Origin of the sequence: Pseudomonas sp. RC4D1, from assembly GCF_018390395.1 — a bacterium.
GTDB classification, from domain to species: Bacteria; Pseudomonadota; Gammaproteobacteria; order Pseudomonadales; family Pseudomonadaceae; genus Aquipseudomonas; species Aquipseudomonas danubii.
In genome coordinates, this window is record NZ_JAHBAW010000001.1 from 56,800 (window position 1) to 73,100 (window position 16,301).

13 protein-coding genes are annotated in these 16,301 nt (G+C 64.7%); 10 read left to right on the forward strand and 3 right to left on the reverse strand.

The genetic code is table 11. From position 1 onward, the window contains the following. Positions 1-6: 6 nt before the first annotated feature. The 3 genes from tssK to tagH form a co-directional block, all read right to left on the reverse strand. On the reverse strand, positions 7-1,341 hold the full coding sequence (gene tssK / locus KHO49_RS00265; RefSeq protein ID WP_102862287.1) for a type VI secretion system baseplate subunit TssK: 1,335 nt from the start codon (positions 1,339-1,341) through the stop codon (positions 7-9). Positions 1,342-1,356: 15 nt separating this feature from the next. After that, a complete protein-coding gene (gene tssJ, locus KHO49_RS00270; RefSeq protein ID WP_110594217.1) occupies positions 1,357-1,863 on the reverse strand; it encodes a type VI secretion system lipoprotein TssJ in 507 nt (168 codons plus the stop codon). Positions 1,864-1,927: 64 nt separating this feature from the next. Beyond that, positions 1,928-3,397 (reverse strand): type VI secretion system-associated FHA domain protein TagH, encoded by a 1,470-nt coding sequence (gene tagH, locus KHO49_RS00275; protein WP_213664443.1) that lies wholly within the window; start codon positions 3,395-3,397, stop codon positions 1,928-1,930. A gap of 391 nt (positions 3,398-3,788) precedes the next feature. On the opposite strand from tagH, the gene tssA reads away from it, so the two are divergent. The 10 genes from tssA (at position 3,789) to KHO49_RS00325 (ending at position 16,295) form a co-directional block, all read left to right on the forward strand. Next, positions 3,789-4,808 (forward strand): type VI secretion system protein TssA, encoded by a 1,020-nt coding sequence (gene tssA / locus KHO49_RS00280; RefSeq protein ID WP_213664444.1) that lies wholly within the window; start codon positions 3,789-3,791, stop codon positions 4,806-4,808. Between the two features lie 81 nt (positions 4,809-4,889). Further along, positions 4,890-5,405 (forward strand): type VI secretion system contractile sheath small subunit, encoded by a 516-nt coding sequence (gene tssB, locus KHO49_RS00285; protein ID WP_102881305.1) that lies wholly within the window; start codon positions 4,890-4,892, stop codon positions 5,403-5,405. A 16-nt stretch (positions 5,406-5,421) separates the two neighbouring features. Further along, positions 5,422-6,915 carry a type VI secretion system contractile sheath large subunit gene (gene tssC / locus KHO49_RS00290; RefSeq protein ID WP_102862291.1) on the forward strand — a complete coding sequence of 498 codons (1,494 nt, stop codon included), beginning with the start codon at positions 5,422-5,424 and terminating at the stop codon, positions 6,913-6,915. 108 nt (positions 6,916-7,023) lie between these two features. Continuing rightward, entirely contained in the window at positions 7,024-7,512 is a 489-nt protein-coding gene (locus KHO49_RS00295; RefSeq protein ID WP_011064257.1) for an Hcp family type VI secretion system effector, read from the forward strand. A 171-nt stretch (positions 7,513-7,683) separates the two neighbouring features. Beyond that, positions 7,684-8,199, forward strand: a complete 516-nt coding sequence (tssE, locus tag KHO49_RS00300; RefSeq protein WP_102862292.1) for a type VI secretion system baseplate subunit TssE — start codon at positions 7,684-7,686, stop codon at positions 8,197-8,199. After that, positions 8,196-10,055 (forward strand): type VI secretion system baseplate subunit TssF, encoded by a 1,860-nt coding sequence (tssF, locus tag KHO49_RS00305; RefSeq protein ID WP_213664445.1) that lies wholly within the window; start codon positions 8,196-8,198, stop codon positions 10,053-10,055. Before tssE ends, tssF begins: the two co-directional genes overlap by 4 nt. Further along, on the forward strand, positions 10,019-11,071 hold the full coding sequence (gene tssG / locus KHO49_RS00310; RefSeq protein ID WP_213664446.1) for a type VI secretion system baseplate subunit TssG: 1,053 nt from the start codon (positions 10,019-10,021) through the stop codon (positions 11,069-11,071). The genes tssF and tssG overlap by 37 nt, the downstream gene beginning before the upstream one ends. Further along, on the forward strand, positions 11,064-13,739 hold the full coding sequence (tssH, locus tag KHO49_RS00315; RefSeq protein WP_102881308.1) for a type VI secretion system ATPase TssH: 2,676 nt from the start codon (positions 11,064-11,066) through the stop codon (positions 13,737-13,739). Before tssG ends, tssH begins: the two co-directional genes overlap by 8 nt. A gap of 165 nt (positions 13,740-13,904) precedes the next feature. Continuing rightward, positions 13,905-15,848, forward strand: coding sequence for a type VI secretion system Vgr family protein (locus KHO49_RS00320; RefSeq protein WP_110652897.1), 1,944 nt, complete (start codon positions 13,905-13,907; stop codon positions 15,846-15,848). Between the two features lie 15 nt (positions 15,849-15,863). After that, on the forward strand, positions 15,864-16,295 hold the full coding sequence (locus tag KHO49_RS00325) for a DcrB-related protein (RefSeq protein ID WP_123390081.1): 432 nt from the start codon (positions 15,864-15,866) through the stop codon (positions 16,293-16,295). Positions 16,296-16,301: the final 6 nt, after the last annotated feature.

Consider the following 16,301-nt stretch of genomic DNA (forward strand, 5'->3'; position numbering starts at 1 on the left):
CGCGACTTATCCTCGAATGGCCCAGAAGGCCAGGTTCAAGCCCGGGAATTCCCCGGCGACGTGGAACGCGAAGCCGCCGGAATGAACCAGCTGCTTCCAGTGCTCGCTGCCACGGTCGAGCTCGTAGTAGGTGGAGCCGGCGTGATACGGCAACTGCCGTGGCGCCACCGGCAGCGGCAACAGGCCGATGCCCGGCAACTGCAGGTTGACCAGATCGCGGATGTGCTCCACCGAGCCCACTTTGCTCTGCTGGGCAAAGCGCCCGCGCAGGGTCTCGCCGGGTACGTCGGCGCGCACCACCAGGATGAAGCTGGCGCTCTCCAGCAAGGTGCGGTCCGCCAGCATGGCCACGTGCACGCCGTAGGCTTTCTCGACAATCGGGATCGGCGTCGCCTTGCTGTCGATCAGCATCGACAGGGCCTCGCGCAGGGCCTGCATCACCGGGGCAAAGCTCAGGGCCAGCTCATCGTGCTGGTACTGCGGGTACTCAGCGGGGCGTCGAGCGCTGTTGGAGAAGGTCGAGAATTCGCCGGCCAGGCTCACCAGTTCGCTGTACAAGCGCTCGGGGTGCAGCGGGCTGATCTGGTTCAGGTGGCTGACCAGCGGCTGGGCGCGGTTGACCAGTTGCAGCAGCATGAAGTCGGCGATTTCCGAAGCGCCTCCGGCCCCCGAAGCCACCACCCGTCCGGCCAGGGCTTCGCCTCGCTGGTGCAGCAGGCCCAGCAGCTCGCTGCGAAAGGCGCTCAAGGGCTTGGACGCGGCCACATCCAGCAGCGGCGGGATGTAGCTGTCATCCAGCACCAGGGCGCGGTCGGCGCGCTTTTCCTTGACCCGCACCACACCGATGGCGGCGTAGTCGCTGAGGCCGTCCGCCGCGGTCAGCAGGCGCAAGGCCCGGGAGCCCACCGCCACCGGCGCACGGTTTTCAAAGGGGGCGTTGTCGTCCCGCACCTCGCGCACCTGGCTCAGGTAGCGGGCAGCGCCCAGCTCCTCGCCTTCGTCCACGGTATCCCGGGCGCCGGCGCGCTTGAGCGGCAGCGCCAGGTACACCAGGCCATCGCGCAGGCTGTCGTCGATGCTCAGCGGGCTCGGCGCCAGGTCGTCATGGGGAATGTTGAACGGTGTGCCGTCGGGCAACAGGCCGCGGGCGCTGACAATGGCCAGCTTGCCCTGGGCCAGCAGTCCCTGATCGATACGCAGCTCGGAGAATCCCCAGGCCCCTGCCGACAGCGGACGGCTGCGGGCATCGATGAGGTTTTCCAGGTAACGGTCATGCTGCTGGAAGTGCTGGGTTCCAATGAACATGCCTTCCGACCAGACCACGCGATTGTTCCAGGACATGGTTGCTCCGATTGCCTATTGGGCAGGGCTGGATGGGGGGGCCACGAGCTCGGCGCTGATCGCGCGGACATCGAGGACGATCTGATACTGATTGTTCAGGCGCTGCGCCGTGTTGACCCCGACTCGCCACAGGGCCTGGTCCACTTCGCGATAGCCCACCAACAGGCCGACCTGACGGGTGGCCGGGTCCAGGGTGCGCTTGAGGGTGAACTGGTCGCCGGGCTTGACCAGCACTTCATCCTGGTCGATGAGGTCCGGGCCCAGGGTGGCAGGGGCCCGCTCCGCCAGGGCGAAGTAGTCGGCGCGCATGAAGGTGGCCGGGTTCTTGAGTTCGAAGATCCGCACCCGCACCGGCGTGCTCTGGCCGTCAGGGCCCGGGTTGAGCCCGGCCACGGCCTGGAAACGCAGCTCCACGGTGGTGGCGCCAGGTTCTTCCTTGGCCGGCTCGGCGGGCGTTGGTGCGTCCTTGGCACAGGCCGCCAGTACCAGCATGGCGACCAATGTCAGTAATCGTTGAATCATCCTGCGTCCTCAATGACGTGTCAGCTGTCCGTGTATCCGTGTGTTCGGGGGGTTCCAGGCGCGCTCAGGAACGGCGCAGCCGGTGGGTATGCTCTTCGTAGGCGCGACTGAATTCACGACCGAAAAGGTCCTGGAAATCGTCCTGGGCCTCTTGGGAAATCTGCTTGTAGAGCGCCGTGAACTGCTGCCAGTTCTGCGCCTGCCGCGAACCGCTGAACAGGTTGCCCAGGCCACCGGGGCGGGCCATGCGGGCTTCCAGCTCAGTGGGTTCGAAGCGCCCCAGCAGGTGCTTGATCGCGGCTTCCACGCCGGCCATGACGGCCAGCTGGTGAGCCCGCAAATCGTCGAAGCTCTCCTGCACCGCCTGGTCCGGGGCCATGAACGCCTGGTTGCTGTGGCGCAGCAGCAGGAGCATGGCTTCGTCCACGTTAGGGGCAAACTTCAGCGGGTTGTTTTCCACCGGGCGGATCATGGTCTGCTGCATGCGGAACTCGCCCTTGAGGCTGCTGCGGGCACGCAACACATCGATCAGGCCTTCCACCATCAAGCGGTAGCTGCGCCCCAGGCTTTCCATCTGCGCCTGGGCCTGCTGCGGGTCGATGCGCAGCTGGTCCAGCCCGGCGCCCCGCAGGAAGGCTTGCAACAGGTCGGTTTGTGGCCCCGGCTCGACCGCTGGCGCTGGCGCTGGCGCAACGGGAGCCGCAGGGGCGACAGGGGCAACGGGCACCACGGCTGCGACCTCGATCGGCTGCGGCTGCGGCTGCGGTGGTACTGCACTGAACTCAGCGACGCTGGCAAAGGGGTCCGGGGCAACAGGCGGCGCTGCCACTGGCGCTGCGCTCGCCACCGGAGCCGGTCGGGCCGGTGTTTCGCCGAACAGGTCCCAGTCCTCCGGAATCACCGCCGCGCCCTGGGGCGCAGCCGGCTGAGGCGCCGCTACGGGCTGAGGCACCGCCGTGGGGGTCGGCGGGCGAAAATCGTGCTGCTCGGCGGGCACGTGATCCGGCTGGGTCGCTGGCGGCGTCGCACTCGGAGCGAGGAAATCGAACAGGTCAGGAAAAGTGTCCTGGGCCGAAGCCCCCTGAAAATGCGCCACCGGCGCCATGGCAATCGGCTCGATCGGCGTGGGAGGCGACGAGTGGCGCCCCATCAGCGCTTCGAAACTGTTGGAGCTGTCCCCGGAAAAGGCCTCAACCTGGGCACGATTGAGACTGAAATCGATCCGCGCACTGATTTCATAATCGCCAATGCGAATAACCTCGCCATCTTCCAATGGCTCACTGCTACCCCGGCGCATACGAATACCGGCACGGACTAACTCCACACCATTAGTACTGTTATCGGTCAAATAATAACGGCCATCCTTGTATTGGATGACACAATGTCGCGCTGAAACTAAGCGCTCGGGATCAGGAAGTACCCAGTCATTATCGGAACTACGGCCAATTGCCATCATTCCCTGATCCATTAGTTTCTCAGGGCATTGGCCAGGGGTAATCTTGTGATAACTAGTGATAGTCAAACACAGCGACATTGCGCCTCCTTGCTGTACTTCCGCGTGCGAACCGGCGGCGGGGAAAAAGTTCCGTAAAAAATGAAAAACCCGCAAAAAATCCTTTAAACAGCACCGTTCACAGCATGATCGCTCAACTTAAACTACACAGATGACAAAAGCCTTTCGTCCCGCCCCAATCTGACTCGCCGGTCAAGGAACTAATAAGTCGACATAACACTGTCATGCGGGGCGAATAGCTTACCTTGACAAGCCACAACTACTACACCAAAAATGTACAACTTCTTGAACACGGATGATGGCTCACTAGTATCAATGAGTCCATGTTAACCAAGAAATGTGCGCGAGTTCACAAACAACTAGTGCATTAATTGCCTGACTGTCCTGCAGGCTGATAGGGAGATCGAACCAGGTGGATGTACCGATGTTGCTCGCCGCTATTTCAGCAACTTCGCCTTGTGGCGAAGACCTGGAATATGACGCGGAATTCTTGCACTTGGAGCGGGCCGCACAAGGCCAGCCCGAGCGCAGCATGGGCGACTCGATCCTGCCGGCCGAGCCGCCGGACTGGCGCAGCGTCCAGCAACAGAGCCTGGACTTGCTGGCCCGCAGCAAAGACCTGCGCATCACCCATTTCCTCCTGCAAAGTACCCTGGCCCTTGAAGGCCTGCCGGGCCTGGCCACCAGCCTCGACCTGATCAACGGCTTGCTCCGTGATTACTGGGCCGAGCTGCACCCGCGCCTGGACGCCGACGACGACAACGATCCCACGGTGCGGATCAATGCCCTGGCCGGCCTGGCAGCAGACTCCACTATCGGTCTGTTGCGCGAAGCCATCCTCACCCGTTCCCGGACCTTCGGCCCGGTGAGCGTGCGCGCGGCGCTGAACGCCGCCGGCCTGCAGCACTTCTCGGGCGAAAGCCTGGGTTCCGATCACTTGGCCGGGGCCCTGCAAGACAGCGACCCAGAGCACCTGGAAGCCATTCGCCACGCCTTGAGCAGCGCTCGCTCGGCGGCCGAATCCATCGAAAAGCAAGTCAGCGAACAAGTGGGTTCCGCCAGCGGCGTTGACCTCAGCGCCCTCAAGCAGCCCCTGCGCCTGGCGCTGCAGGTGCTGGGCCAGCACGCCCCGCAAACCAGCGAAAGCCCGACCGATGAGCCCGCCGAAGCCCCCGCGAACGAGGCCGGCAACGCGCCCGTGGCGCCAGCCGCAACGCGGATTTCCGGCGAGATCAACAGCCGTGAGGACGTGCTGCGCAGCCTCGACCGGCTGCTGGCCTACTACAGCCGTCACGAGCCTTCGAGCCCGCTGCCGGTGCTGCTCAACCGAGCCAAGAATCTGGTCAACGCCGATTTCGCGGCCATCGTGCGCAATCTGATCCCCGATGGCATGTCCCAATTTGAAAACCTGCGCGGCCCCGAATCCGACTAACCCCGGTACGGCCGAACAGTATCGTCAGCGGCAATCACCGACCGACGCCAACACCGTCGCAACAGCGACCAGGAGCACAACGTGGCGAAGCAAAGTTCTCAAAAGTTCATCGCGCGCAACCGCGCGCCCCGGGTGCAGATCGAGTACGACGTCGAACTCTACGGCGCCGAGAAAAAGGTCCAGCTGCCCTTCGTCATGGGCGTGATGGCTGACCTGGCCGGCAAGCCCGTCGAGCCCCTGGCGGCGGTGGCCGATCGCAAGTTCCTGGAAATCGACGTCGACAACTTCGACTCGCGCCTCAAGGCCATGCAGCCACGGGTCGCGTTCCACGTGCCCAACGAACTGACCGGCGAAGGCAACCTGAGCCTGGACATCACCTTCGAGAGCATGGACGACTTCAGCCCCGCCGCGGTGGCGCGCAAGGTCGACTCCCTGAACCAGCTGCTGGAGGCCCGTACCCAACTGGCCAACCTGCTGACCTACATGGACGGCAAGACCGGTGCTGAAGAAATCATCATGAAAGCCATCAAGGATCCGGCGTTGCTCCAGGCCCTGGCGAGTGCGCCAAAACCTGTGGACTCCGAGCCGAACGCGTAAATCAGGACCAACGATCATGACCGAATTGATGCGTGACAATCAGGCCCAACCCGGCGCCACCGAGCAGGCCAGCGAATTCGCTTCGCTGCTGCTGCAGGAATTCAAACCCAAGACCGAGCGCGCTCGCGAAGCCGTGGAAACCGCCGTGCGGACCCTGGCCGAACAGGCCCTGGCGCAGACCGACCTGGTGTCCAACGACGCCATCAAGTCGATCGAATCGATCATCGCCGCCATCGACGCCAAGCTCACCGCCCAGGTCAACCAGGTGATCCATCACCCGGAATTCCAGAAACTGGAAAGCGCCTGGCGTGGCCTGCACTACCTGGTCAACAACACCGAGAGCGACGAGCAGCTGAAGATCCGCGTGCTCAACATCTCCAAGCCGGAGCTGCACAAGACCCTGAAGAAATTCAAGGGCACGGCCTGGGACCAGAGCCCGCTGTTCAAGAAGATGTACGAAGAAGAATACGGCCAGTTCGGCGGCGAGCCTTACGGCTGCCTGGTGGGCGACTACTACTTCGACCAGTCGCCACCGGATGTCGAGCTCTTGGGCGAGCTGTCGAAAGTCTGCGCCGCCATGCACTCCCCGTTCATCGCCGCGGCTTCGCCGACCGTGATGGGCATGGGTTCGTGGCAGGAACTGTCCAACCCGCGCGATCTGACCAAGATCTTCACCACCCCGGAATACGCCGGCTGGCGTTCGCTGCGTGAGTCGGAAGACTCGCGCTACATCGGCCTGACCATGCCGCGCTTCCTGGCGCGCCTGCCGTATGGCGCCAAGACCGACCCGGTGGAAGCCTTCGCCTTCGAAGAAAACACCGACGGCGCCGACAGTTCCAAGTACACCTGGGCCAACGCCGCCTACGCCATGGCGGTGAACATCAACCGCTCGTTCAAGCATTTCGGCTGGTGCTCGCGGATTCGCGGCGTGGAATCCGGCGGCGAGGTGGAAAACCTCCCGGCCCACACCTTCCCCACCGACGACGGTGGCGTGGACATGAAGTGCCCGACCGAGATCGCCATCTCCGACCGCCGTGAAGCGGAACTGGCGAAGAACGGCTTCATGCCGCTGCTGCACAAGAAGAACACCGACTTCGCTGCCTTCATCGGCGCCCAGTCGCTGCAGAAGCCCGCCGAGTACGACGACCCGGACGCCACCGCCAACGCCAACCTGGCCGCGCGCCTGCCGTACCTGTTCGCCACCTGCCGCTTCGCCCATTACCTGAAGTGCATCGTGCGCGACAAGATCGGCTCCTTCAAAGAGAAGGACGAGATGCAGCGCTGGTTGCAGGACTGGATCCTCAACTACGTCGACGGTGATCCGGCGCACTCCACCGAAACCACCAAGGCCCAGCACCCACTGGCCGCGGCGGAAGTGGTGGTCGAGGAAGTCGAAGGCAACCCGGGCTACTACAACTCGAAGTTCTTCCTGCGCCCGCACTACCAGCTCGAAGGGCTGACCGTGTCGTTGCGCCTGGTATCCAAACTGCCGTCCGCCAAGGGCGCCTGACCCATAACCGACTCAAATCTGTCGCCGCTGCGCAAGGGCCCCCGGGCCTCGCGCAGCGGCGACAGACGCTGAATCAACATCGTGGCAAGTGCCACACAGGGAGAAAACATGGCTGTTGATATTTTCATCAAGATCGGTGACATCAAGGGCGAGTCCATGGACAAAGCCCACAAAGACGAAATCGACGTGCTGAACTGGAGCTGGGGCATGTCCCAGTCCGGCAACATGCACGTGGGTGGCGGCGGCGGTGCGGGCAAGGTGAACATCCAGGACCTGTCGCTGACCAAGTACGTCGACAAGGCCTCGCCGAACCTGATGATGCATTGCTCCAGCGGCAAGCACATCGACAAGGTGCGCCTGACCGTGCGCAAGGCCGGCGGCGAAAGCCAGGTCGAGTACATGATCATCGACCTGGAAGAAGTGCTGATCACGTCCCTGAGCACCGGCGGCTCGGGCAGCGATGACCGCCTGACCGAAAACATCACCCTGAACTTCGCTCAGGTGATGGTCGAGTACCAGCCGCAGAAAGCCGACGGCACCAAGGACGGCGGCCCGATCAAGTACGGCTGGAACATCCGCTCGAACACCAAGCGCTGATCCGCTGCGGTCGCGCCGCGGCGGCGAAAGATCCGGGCCATGCTGCATGCGTGGCCCGGGTTGCGAGGACGTTGTCCTCGTTCGCAGCCTGCGGCAGCGGCTACAGGGGTGTGCGCCTGTGCCCCTTTTCGTGACGTCATGCCTGCGCAATCCGATCCTGGAGCGAACCCTTTGGTAACCGACATCGCCGCCCGCGATCGCTTGCAACCCTCTTTGCTGGATCGTCTGACCGACGATGAACCCGGCAACCTGAAAGAAAGCCCGGACAAGCGCGTGCTGTCCCTGAGCCAGCTCAAGGCCTCGGTACTACGCGACCTGGCATGGCTGCTCAACACCACTTCCCTGCTGGAAGCCGATGCCACCCTGCACACCCCCGCCGGTACGTCGGTGGTCAACTACGGCTTGCCGGCCCTGGCCGGGTACAGCGCGTCGAGCATCGATATTCCGGCCCTGGAAAGCCTGATCCACCAGGCCATCGCCACCTTTGAACCACGCATCCTGCGCAGCACCTTGCGGGTTCGCGCGCGCACCGCGCCCGGCGAGATGAACCACAACGCCCTGAGCTTCGAGATCGAGGGCGATCTGTGGGCCCAGCCGATGCCCCTGCGCCTGCTGCTGCAAACCGACATGGACCTGGAATCCGGGCATGTCCGGGTGGTGCAAGCCGACTCCCGGAGGCGCTCATGAATCCGCGCCTGTTGGAGCTGTACAACCAGGAACTGCACCACGTGCGCGAAAGCGCCGCGGAGTTCGCCAAGGAATACCCGAAGATCGCCAGCCGCCTGACCCTGTCGGGCATGGACTGCGCCGACCCTTATGTCGAGCGCCTGCTGGAAGGCTTCGCCTATCTGACGGCCCGGGTACAGTTGAAGCTCGATGCAGAGTACCCGACCTTCACCCACAACCTGCTGGAGATCGCCTACCCGCACTACCTGGCGCCGACCCCGTCGATGACCGTGGTGCAGTTGCAGGCCGATCCCGATGAAGGCTCCCTGAGCAGCGGCTTCACCCTGGAGCGCGACACCAGCCTGCGGGCCGCCCTGAGCCGCGACACCCAGACCTGCTGCGAGTACCGCACCGCTCACGCGGTGACGCTGTGGCCGCTGCAAGTCAGCCAGGCCGAATACTTCGGCAACCCGGCAGCGGTGCTCGGACGCCTGGCCGCCAACGAGCCCAAGGCCAAGGCCGGGCTGCGCCTGACCCTGCGCACCGGTGCCGAACTGCCGTTCAACAGCCTGGCCCTGGAGCAGTTGCCGCTGTACCTGAACGGCAACGACGAGCTGCCGTTCCGCCTCTACGAACAGTTGCTGGGCAACGCCTGTGCGGTGTTCGCCCGGGCTCCGGGCAGCGACTGGGTCGAGCGCCTGCCACTGGACGCCCTGCGCTCCCGTGGCTTCGACGACCGCGACGCGGCCCTGCCAGTGGTGCCCCAGGCCTTCCAGGGCTATCGCCTGCTGCAGGAATACTTCGCCCTGCCCAACCGCTTCCTGTTCGTCGAGTTCGCCCAGCTGAGCCGTGCGGTACAACGCTGCGCCGGCCAGGAGCTGGAGCTGATCGTACTCTTCGAGCGCTTCGACCAGAGCCTGGAAGGCAGCGTCGGCACCGCCCAGTTCGTGCCCTTCTGCACCCCGGCGATCAACCTGTTTCCCAAGCGCCTGGACCGCATCCACCTGTCCGACCGGGTCAACGAACACCATGTGATCGCCGACCGCACCCGGCCCATGGATTTCGAAGTGCACTCGCTGACCGCCATCAGTGGCCACGGCACCGGGCCGGAGCAGCCGTTCCTGCCGTTCTACGCGGTGCGCGATCCGTCCCGCTACGGCCGCGACCAGGCTTACTACATCGTCCGCCGTGAACCCCGGGTGCTGTCCAGCGACCAGCGCCGCAACGGCCCGCGCTCCACTTACATCGGCAGTGAGTCTTTCGTCAGCCTGGTGGACAGCCAGCAGGCACCCTACCGCCATGACTTGCGCCAGCTCGGGGTCAGCGCCCTGTGCACCAACCGCGACCTGCCGCTGTTCATGAACACCGGCAACGCCAAGACCGACTTCACCCTGGCCGACAGCGCCCCGGTGCAGGCCATCCGCTGCCTGGCCGGCCCCAGCCGACCACGCCCCAGCCACGCCCATGATGGCAAGGCCTGGCGCCTGATCAGCCAGCTGTCGCTGAACTACCTGTCCCTGAGCGAACAGGGCCAGGGCGCGGCGGCCCTGCGCGAGCTGTTGCGGCTGTATGGCGACAGCAACGATGCGGCCCTGCAATTGCAGATCGAGGGCCTGCGGGAAGTCAGCAGCAAGGCGGTGACACGGCGCCTGCCGATGCCCGGGCCGATCGTCTTCGGCCGGGGCTTGGAGATCACCCTGCAATTCGATGAAAACGCGTTTCGCGGCACCGGGGTGTTCCTGCTCGGCGCGGTCTTCGAGCGCTTCCTGGCACGTTACGTGTCGATCAACAGTTTTACCGAGACGGTGATCCGTACCACCGAACGCGGCGAGATCATGCGATGGAAAGCCAAGCCCGGACGTCGTCCGACTCTTTGAATACGCTGACGGCGATGCACGCCGAGCCCTGGGAGTACGACTTCTTCCAGGCCCTGCGGCGTATCGAATGCCTGTCGCCGCAACTGCCGCGCTTCGGTCACTCCCTGCGCCTGGCGGACGATCCGTTGCGCCTGGGCCAGCAGGCCGATTGCACCTTCGCGCCCTCGACCCTGGCTTCGGTCACCCCGGGCAGCGACGGCACGGCCACGCGCCTGGAGCAGTTCTTCTTCGGCCTGGGCGGCCCCAACGGCCCCCTGCCGCTGCACATCACCGAGTACGTGCGCGAACGCCAGCGCAACAACGCCGACAGCACCAGCAAGCGCTTTCTCGATGTGTTCCACCATCGCCTGCTGAGCCTGTTCTACCGGGCCTGGGCCGAAGCCCGGCCGACGGTGAGCCACGACCGCCCGGACGACGACTACTGGTCCGCGCGCCTGGCGGCCCTGAGTGGCCGGGGCATGCCCAGCCTGCTCAAGCAGGGGCTGATTCCCGACACCGCCAAGCTGCACTACAGCGGCCACCTGGCGGCCCAGACCCGCTACCCGGACGGCCTGCGCGCCATCATCGGCGAGTACTTCGGCCTGCCGGTGGCGATCGAGGAATACGTCGGCCAGTGGCTGGAGCTGCCGGAGCGCAGCCGGGTCGGGGTGCAGTCCCATCAGCTGGGGGTGGACTTCTGCCTGGGCAGCCACGTCTGGGACCGCCAGCACAAATTCCGCATTCGCCTGGGTCCGCTGAAGTTGGAGGACTACCAGGGGATGCTGCCCGACGGCCAGCCGTTCAAGGAACTGGTGGCCTGGGTCGCCGAATACCTGGGCTTCGAGCTGGACTGGGACCTGAACCTGGTCCTGCTCAAGGACGAAGTACCCAAGCTGCAACTCAACGGCCGCCAGCGCCTGGGTTTCAACACCTGGCTCGGTCAACCCGGCAGTGATGCCAAGGATCTAATACTGGCCCGGCACTACGCCGACCTGGCCACTACCTCACGTACACCAAGGAGCACAGAGCATGGGTGAAATCAGTCGCGCGGCGCTGTTCGGCAAACTCAACAGCGTTGCCTACAAAGCCATCGAAGCCGCCACGGTCTTCTGCAAGTTGCGGGGCAATCCCTATGTGGAACTGGCCCACTGGCTGCACCAGTTGCTGCAACTTGCGGACTCGGACCTGCACCGCATCATCCGCCAGTTCAACCTGGAGCCGGCGCGCCTGGCCAAGGACCTGACCGAAGCCCTGGATCGCCTGCCCCGGGGCTCGACTTCGATCACCGACCTGTCGTCCCACGTCGAGGAAGCGGTGGAACGCGGCTGGGTCTACGGCAGCCTGATGTTCGGCGAAAGCCAGGTGCGCACCGGCTACCTGGTGATCGGCATCCTCAAGACGCCGAGCCTGCGCCACGCGCTGCTGGGGCTGTCCCGGGAGTTCGACAAGATCAAGATCGAGGCCCTGTGCGAGCGCTTTGACGAGTACATCGGCGACTCGCCGGAAAACGCCCTGAGCGCCAGCGACGGTTTCACTGCCGGCGCGGTGCCGGGCGAAGCCAGCGGCGCCATGGCCCCCAGCGCCCTGGGCAAGCAGGAAGCCCTCAAGCGCTTCACCGTCGACCTCACCGAGCAGGCCCGCAGCGGCAAGCTCGATCCCATCGTCGGCCGTGACGAAGAGATTCGCCAACTGGTGGACATCCTCATGCGCCGCCGCCAGAACAACCCGATCCTCACCGGCGAAGCCGGGGTCGGCAAGACCGCGGTGGTGGAAGGTTTCGCCCTGCGCATCGTCGCCGGCGACGTGCCGCCAGCGCTCAAGGACGTCGAACTGCGCAGCCTGGATGTCGGCCTGCTGCAGGCCGGTGCCAGCATGAAGGGCGAGTTCGAACAGCGCCTGCGCCAGGTCATCGAAGACGTCCAGGCTTCGCCCAAGCCGATCATCCTGTTCATCGACGAAGCCCACACCCTGGTGGGCGCCGGTGGCGCCGCCGGCACCGGCGATGCGGCCAACCTGCTGAAACCGGCCCTGGCCCGCGGCACCCTGCGCACCGTGGCCGCCACCACCTGGGCCGAGTACAAGAAGCACATCGAGAAAGACCCGGCCCTGACCCGGCGCTTCCAGGTGGTGCAAGTGGCCGAGCCGTCGGAAGACAAGGCGCTGCTGATGATGCGCGGCGTGGCCTCGACCATGGAGCAGCACCATCAGGTGCAGATCCTCGACGAAGCCCTGGAAGCCTCGGTCAAGCTGTCCCATCGCTACATTCCGGCGCGCCAGTTGCCAGACAAATCCGTCAGCCTGCTGGACACCGCGTGTGCCCGCGTCGCCATCAGCCTGCACGCCGTGCCGGCCGAGGTGGACGATAGCCGCCGGCGCATCGAGGCCCTGGAAACCGAGCTGCAGATCATCGCCCGGGAACAGGCGATCGGCGTGGCCATCGGCAACCGCCAGGTCAACAGCGAAAACCTCCTGGCCGCCGAGCGCGAGCGCCTGGCCGAGCTGGAAAGCCGCTGGGCGCAAGAGAAGACCCTGGTGGACGAACTGCTGGCGACCCGCGCCCAACTGCGGGAAAACGTCGGCCTGGTGGACAGCGACGTTGGCGACGCAAGCCACGGCCTGCGGGAAAAACTGCTGGACCTGCAACAGCGCCTGACGGCCCTGCAAGGCGAAACCCCGTTGATCCTGCCGACCGTGGATTACCAGGCGGTGGCCTCGGTGGTCGCCGACTGGACCGGGATTCCCGTGGGCCGCATGGCCCGCAACGAACTGGAAACCGTGCTCAACCTCGACCAGCACCTGAAGAAACGCATCATCGGCCAGGACCACGCCCTGCAGATGATCGCCAAGCGCATCCAGACCTCCCGCGCCGGCCTCGACAACCCCAACAAGCCGATTGGCGTATTCATGCTGGCGGGCACCTCCGGGGTGGGCAAGACCGAAACCGCCCTGGCCCTGGCCGAAGCCATGTACGGCGGTGAGCAGAACGTCATCACCATCAACATGAGCGAGTTCCAGGAAGCCCACACCGTGTCCACCCTCAAGGGCGCACCGCCGGGCTATGTCGGCTACGGCGAAGGCGGCGTGCTCACCGAAGCGGTGCGGCGCAAGCCCTACAGCGTGGTGCTGCTGGACGAAGTGGAAAAGGCTCACCCGGACGTGCACGAGATCTTCTTCCAGGTGTTCGACAAAGGCGTCATGGAAGACGGCGAAGGCCGCATGATCGACTTCAAGAACACCCTGATCCTGCTCACCACCAACGCCGGCACCGAGCTGATCGCCAACGTCTGCAAGAACCCGCAGACCCTGCCCGAGCCGGAAGAGATCGCCAAGGCCCTGCGCCAGCCATTGCTGGAGATCTTCCCGCCGGCGCTGCTGGGGCGCCTGGTGACCATCCCCTACTACCCACTGAGCGACGACATGCTCAAGGCGATCACCCGCCTGCAACTGGGACGGATCAAGAAGCGCGTGGAAAGCACCCACAAGGTGGATTTCGATTTCGACGACGAGGTCATCGACCTGATCGTTTCCCGTTGCACCGAGACCGAGAGTGGTGGCCGCATGATCGACGCCATCCTGACCAACAGCCTGCTGCCGGACATGAGCCGCGAGTTCCTCACCCGCATGCTCGAAGGCCGCGCGCTGGCCGGGGTGCGCATTCGCCAGCGGGACAACGAATTGCACTACGACTTCAGCGAGCCGGCCTGACCCCGGGTTCCCTGTAGCCGCTGCCGCAGGCTGCGAACGAGCTGGGCGGCATTGCCTTGAGGGCCAGAGAAGGCCCTTCGGGCCTTGTCGCAGCCTTCGGCAGCGGCTACAGGGAGCGCGCCGGACGCCGTGTTCAGGCACACCACGCATTCAACGAGACTGACGATGCTATTTCAGCAATCCACACGACTGGCACAGGTCAATTGCCCACTGGGACCGGACGTCCTGCTGCTCAACAGCATGGGCGGCGGCGAAGAGCTGGGGCGCTTGTTCGATTACCAGCTGCAGCTGACTTCCAGCGATGCCAACATCGACCTCAACCAGTTGCTGGGCAAACCCATGGGCCTGAGCGTGCAGTTGGACGACGGCAGCCAGCGCTATTTCCACGGCATCGTGGCCCGCTGCAGCCAGAACGTCGACAGCGGCCAGTTCGCCAGCTACCAGGTGACCCTGCGCCCCTGGCTGTGGCTGCTCAGCCGCACCTCCGACTGCCGGATTTTCCAGAACCTGAGCATCCCGCAGATCATCAAGCAGGTGTTTCGCGACCTGGGCTTTTCCGATTTCGAAGACGCCCTGAGCCGTCCCTATCGGGAATGGGAATACTGCGTGCAGTACCGCGAGACCAGCTTCGACTTCGTCAGCCGGCTGATGGAACAGGAAGGCATCTACTACTTCTTCCGCCACGAGAAGGACCGCCACGTGCTGGTGCTGGCTGACGCCTACGGTGCCCACAGCAGCGTGCCCGGCTACGCCTCGGTGCCCTACTACCCCCGGGACGAGCAACAGCGCGAGCGCGACCACATCTTCGACTGGCACCTGGCCCAGGAAGTCCAGCCCGGCTCCCTTGAGCTCAACGACTACGACTTCCAGCGCCCCAGCGCACGGATCGACGTGCGCTCGGCCATGCCGCGCCCCCACAGCGCCGGCGACTACCCGCTCTACGACTACCCCGGCACCTACGTGCAGAGCAGCGACGGCGAGCACTACGCGCAGACCCGCATCGAAGCCCTGCAAAGCCTGCACGAGCGCATCGAACTGAGCGGCAATGCCCGTGGCCTGGGGGTGGGCAACCTGTTCAACCTCACCGGCTTCAGCCGCCAGGACCAGAACCGCGAGTACCTGATCGTCGGCATCCACTACTACGTGGTCCAGGAGAGCCTGGAGACCGGCGGCAGCGGCGGCTCGGCACAGTTCGAAAGCCACCTGACCTGCATCGACGCCCAGCAGAGTTTCCGCCCCCTGGCCAAGACCCAGCGACCCATCGTCCAGGGCCCGCAGACCGCGCGGGTGGTGGGCCCGGCCGGGGAAGAGATCTGGACCGACCAATATGGCCGGGTCAAGGTGCACTTCCATTGGGACCGCCACGACCAGTCCAACGAGAACAGCTCCTGCTGGATTCGCGTGTCCCAGGCCTGGGCCGGCAAGAACTGGGGCTCGATGCAGATCCCGCGCATCGGCCAGGAGGTGATCGTCAGCTTCCTCGAAGGCGACCCCGACCGCCCGATCATCACCGGCCGGGTGTACAACGCCGAGCAGACCGTGCCCTACGACCTGCCGGCCAACGCCACCCAGAGCGGGATGAAGAGTCGTTCGAGCAAAGGCGGCAGCCCGGCCAACTTCAACGAAATCCGCATGGAAGACAAAAAGGGCGCCGAACAGCTGTACATCCACGCCGAGCGCAACCAGGACATCGTGGTCGAGGTCAACGAAAGCCACTCGGTGGGCAATGACCGGGTCAAGAGCATTGGCCGCGACGAGACCGTGACCATTGGCTCTGCCCGCCTGCGCGCGGTGAAGGAGCTCGACGTGCTGGTGGTCGGTGGCAAAAAGACCGACAGCATCAGCCAGAGCTACATCATCGAAGTGGGCGAGAACCTGCGCCTGGTCTGCGGCGAAAGCGTGCTGGAGTTGAACGCCAGCGGCCAGATCAACCTCAGCGGCAAGCAGATCAGCTTCTATGCCTCGGGCGATGCCGAATTCAATACCGGCGGCGTGCTGCACCTGAACAACGGCGGCAGCGCCGGCGCGACCCCTGAAGGCCAGGGCGTCAAAGGCAGCATCGATGCCAGCGTCGACGCCATGTTTCCCAAGCCCCAGGGCACCCCCTAACCAGAGCCCAGCGCCATGACTTATCGCATCAATGAATTTCAGTTCGCCTTGCCGCCCAGCGAGCTGCTGGACGCATCGATCAACATCCTCAAGTTCCCGGAGCTGGGCACCTCGCTGATCGTCAGCCGCAGCCAGCTGGCCGAGGGTGAAACCCTGCAGAGCAGCTTCGACAGCCAGCTCAAGAAACTCGAACAACAGGTTCAGGAGCTGCGCTACCAGCCCGGCGTGGCGATTCGCGTGGGCAGCGCCCAGGAGGTCGACGCTCTGGAGCTGCGCAGCCAGTTCAACAAGGGCACCGAGCAGGTCTTCCAGTACCAACTGGCGCTGGTTCTGCCCGGTACACGCAAGATGCTTGCCCTCAGCTACGTCAAGGCACAACCGCTGAACGATAGCGACGCCGCGCACTGGGCCAGCATCAAGCAATCCCTGAACTTCAACACGCCTTGATGATGA

Bases quoted from the DNA above. Each gene is read 5' to 3' on its own strand.
- tssK (WP_102862287.1), bottom strand. From the start codon at position 1,341: ATGTCCTGGAACAATCGCGTGGTCTGGTCGGAAGGCATGTTCATTGGA.
- tssJ (WP_110594217.1), bottom strand. From the start codon at position 1,863: ATGATTCAACGATTACTGACATTGGTCGCCATGCTGGTACTGGCGGCC.
- tagH (WP_213664443.1), bottom strand. From the start codon at position 3,397: ATGTCGCTGTGTTTGACTATCACTAGTTATCACAAGATTACCCCTGGC.
- tssC (WP_102862291.1), top strand. From the start codon at position 5,422: ATGACCGAATTGATGCGTGACAATCAGGCCCAACCCGGCGCCACCGAG.
- KHO49_RS00295 (WP_011064257.1), top strand. From the start codon at position 7,024: ATGGCTGTTGATATTTTCATCAAGATCGGTGACATCAAGGGCGAGTCC.
- tssF (WP_213664445.1), top strand. From the start codon at position 8,196: ATGAATCCGCGCCTGTTGGAGCTGTACAACCAGGAACTGCACCACGTG.
- tssG (WP_213664446.1), top strand. From the start codon at position 10,019: ATGGAAAGCCAAGCCCGGACGTCGTCCGACTCTTTGAATACGCTGACG.
- tssH (WP_102881308.1), top strand. From the start codon at position 11,064: ATGGGTGAAATCAGTCGCGCGGCGCTGTTCGGCAAACTCAACAGCGTT.
- KHO49_RS00320 (WP_110652897.1), top strand. From the start codon at position 13,905: ATGCTATTTCAGCAATCCACACGACTGGCACAGGTCAATTGCCCACTG.
- KHO49_RS00325 (WP_123390081.1), top strand. From the start codon at position 15,864: ATGACTTATCGCATCAATGAATTTCAGTTCGCCTTGCCGCCCAGCGAG.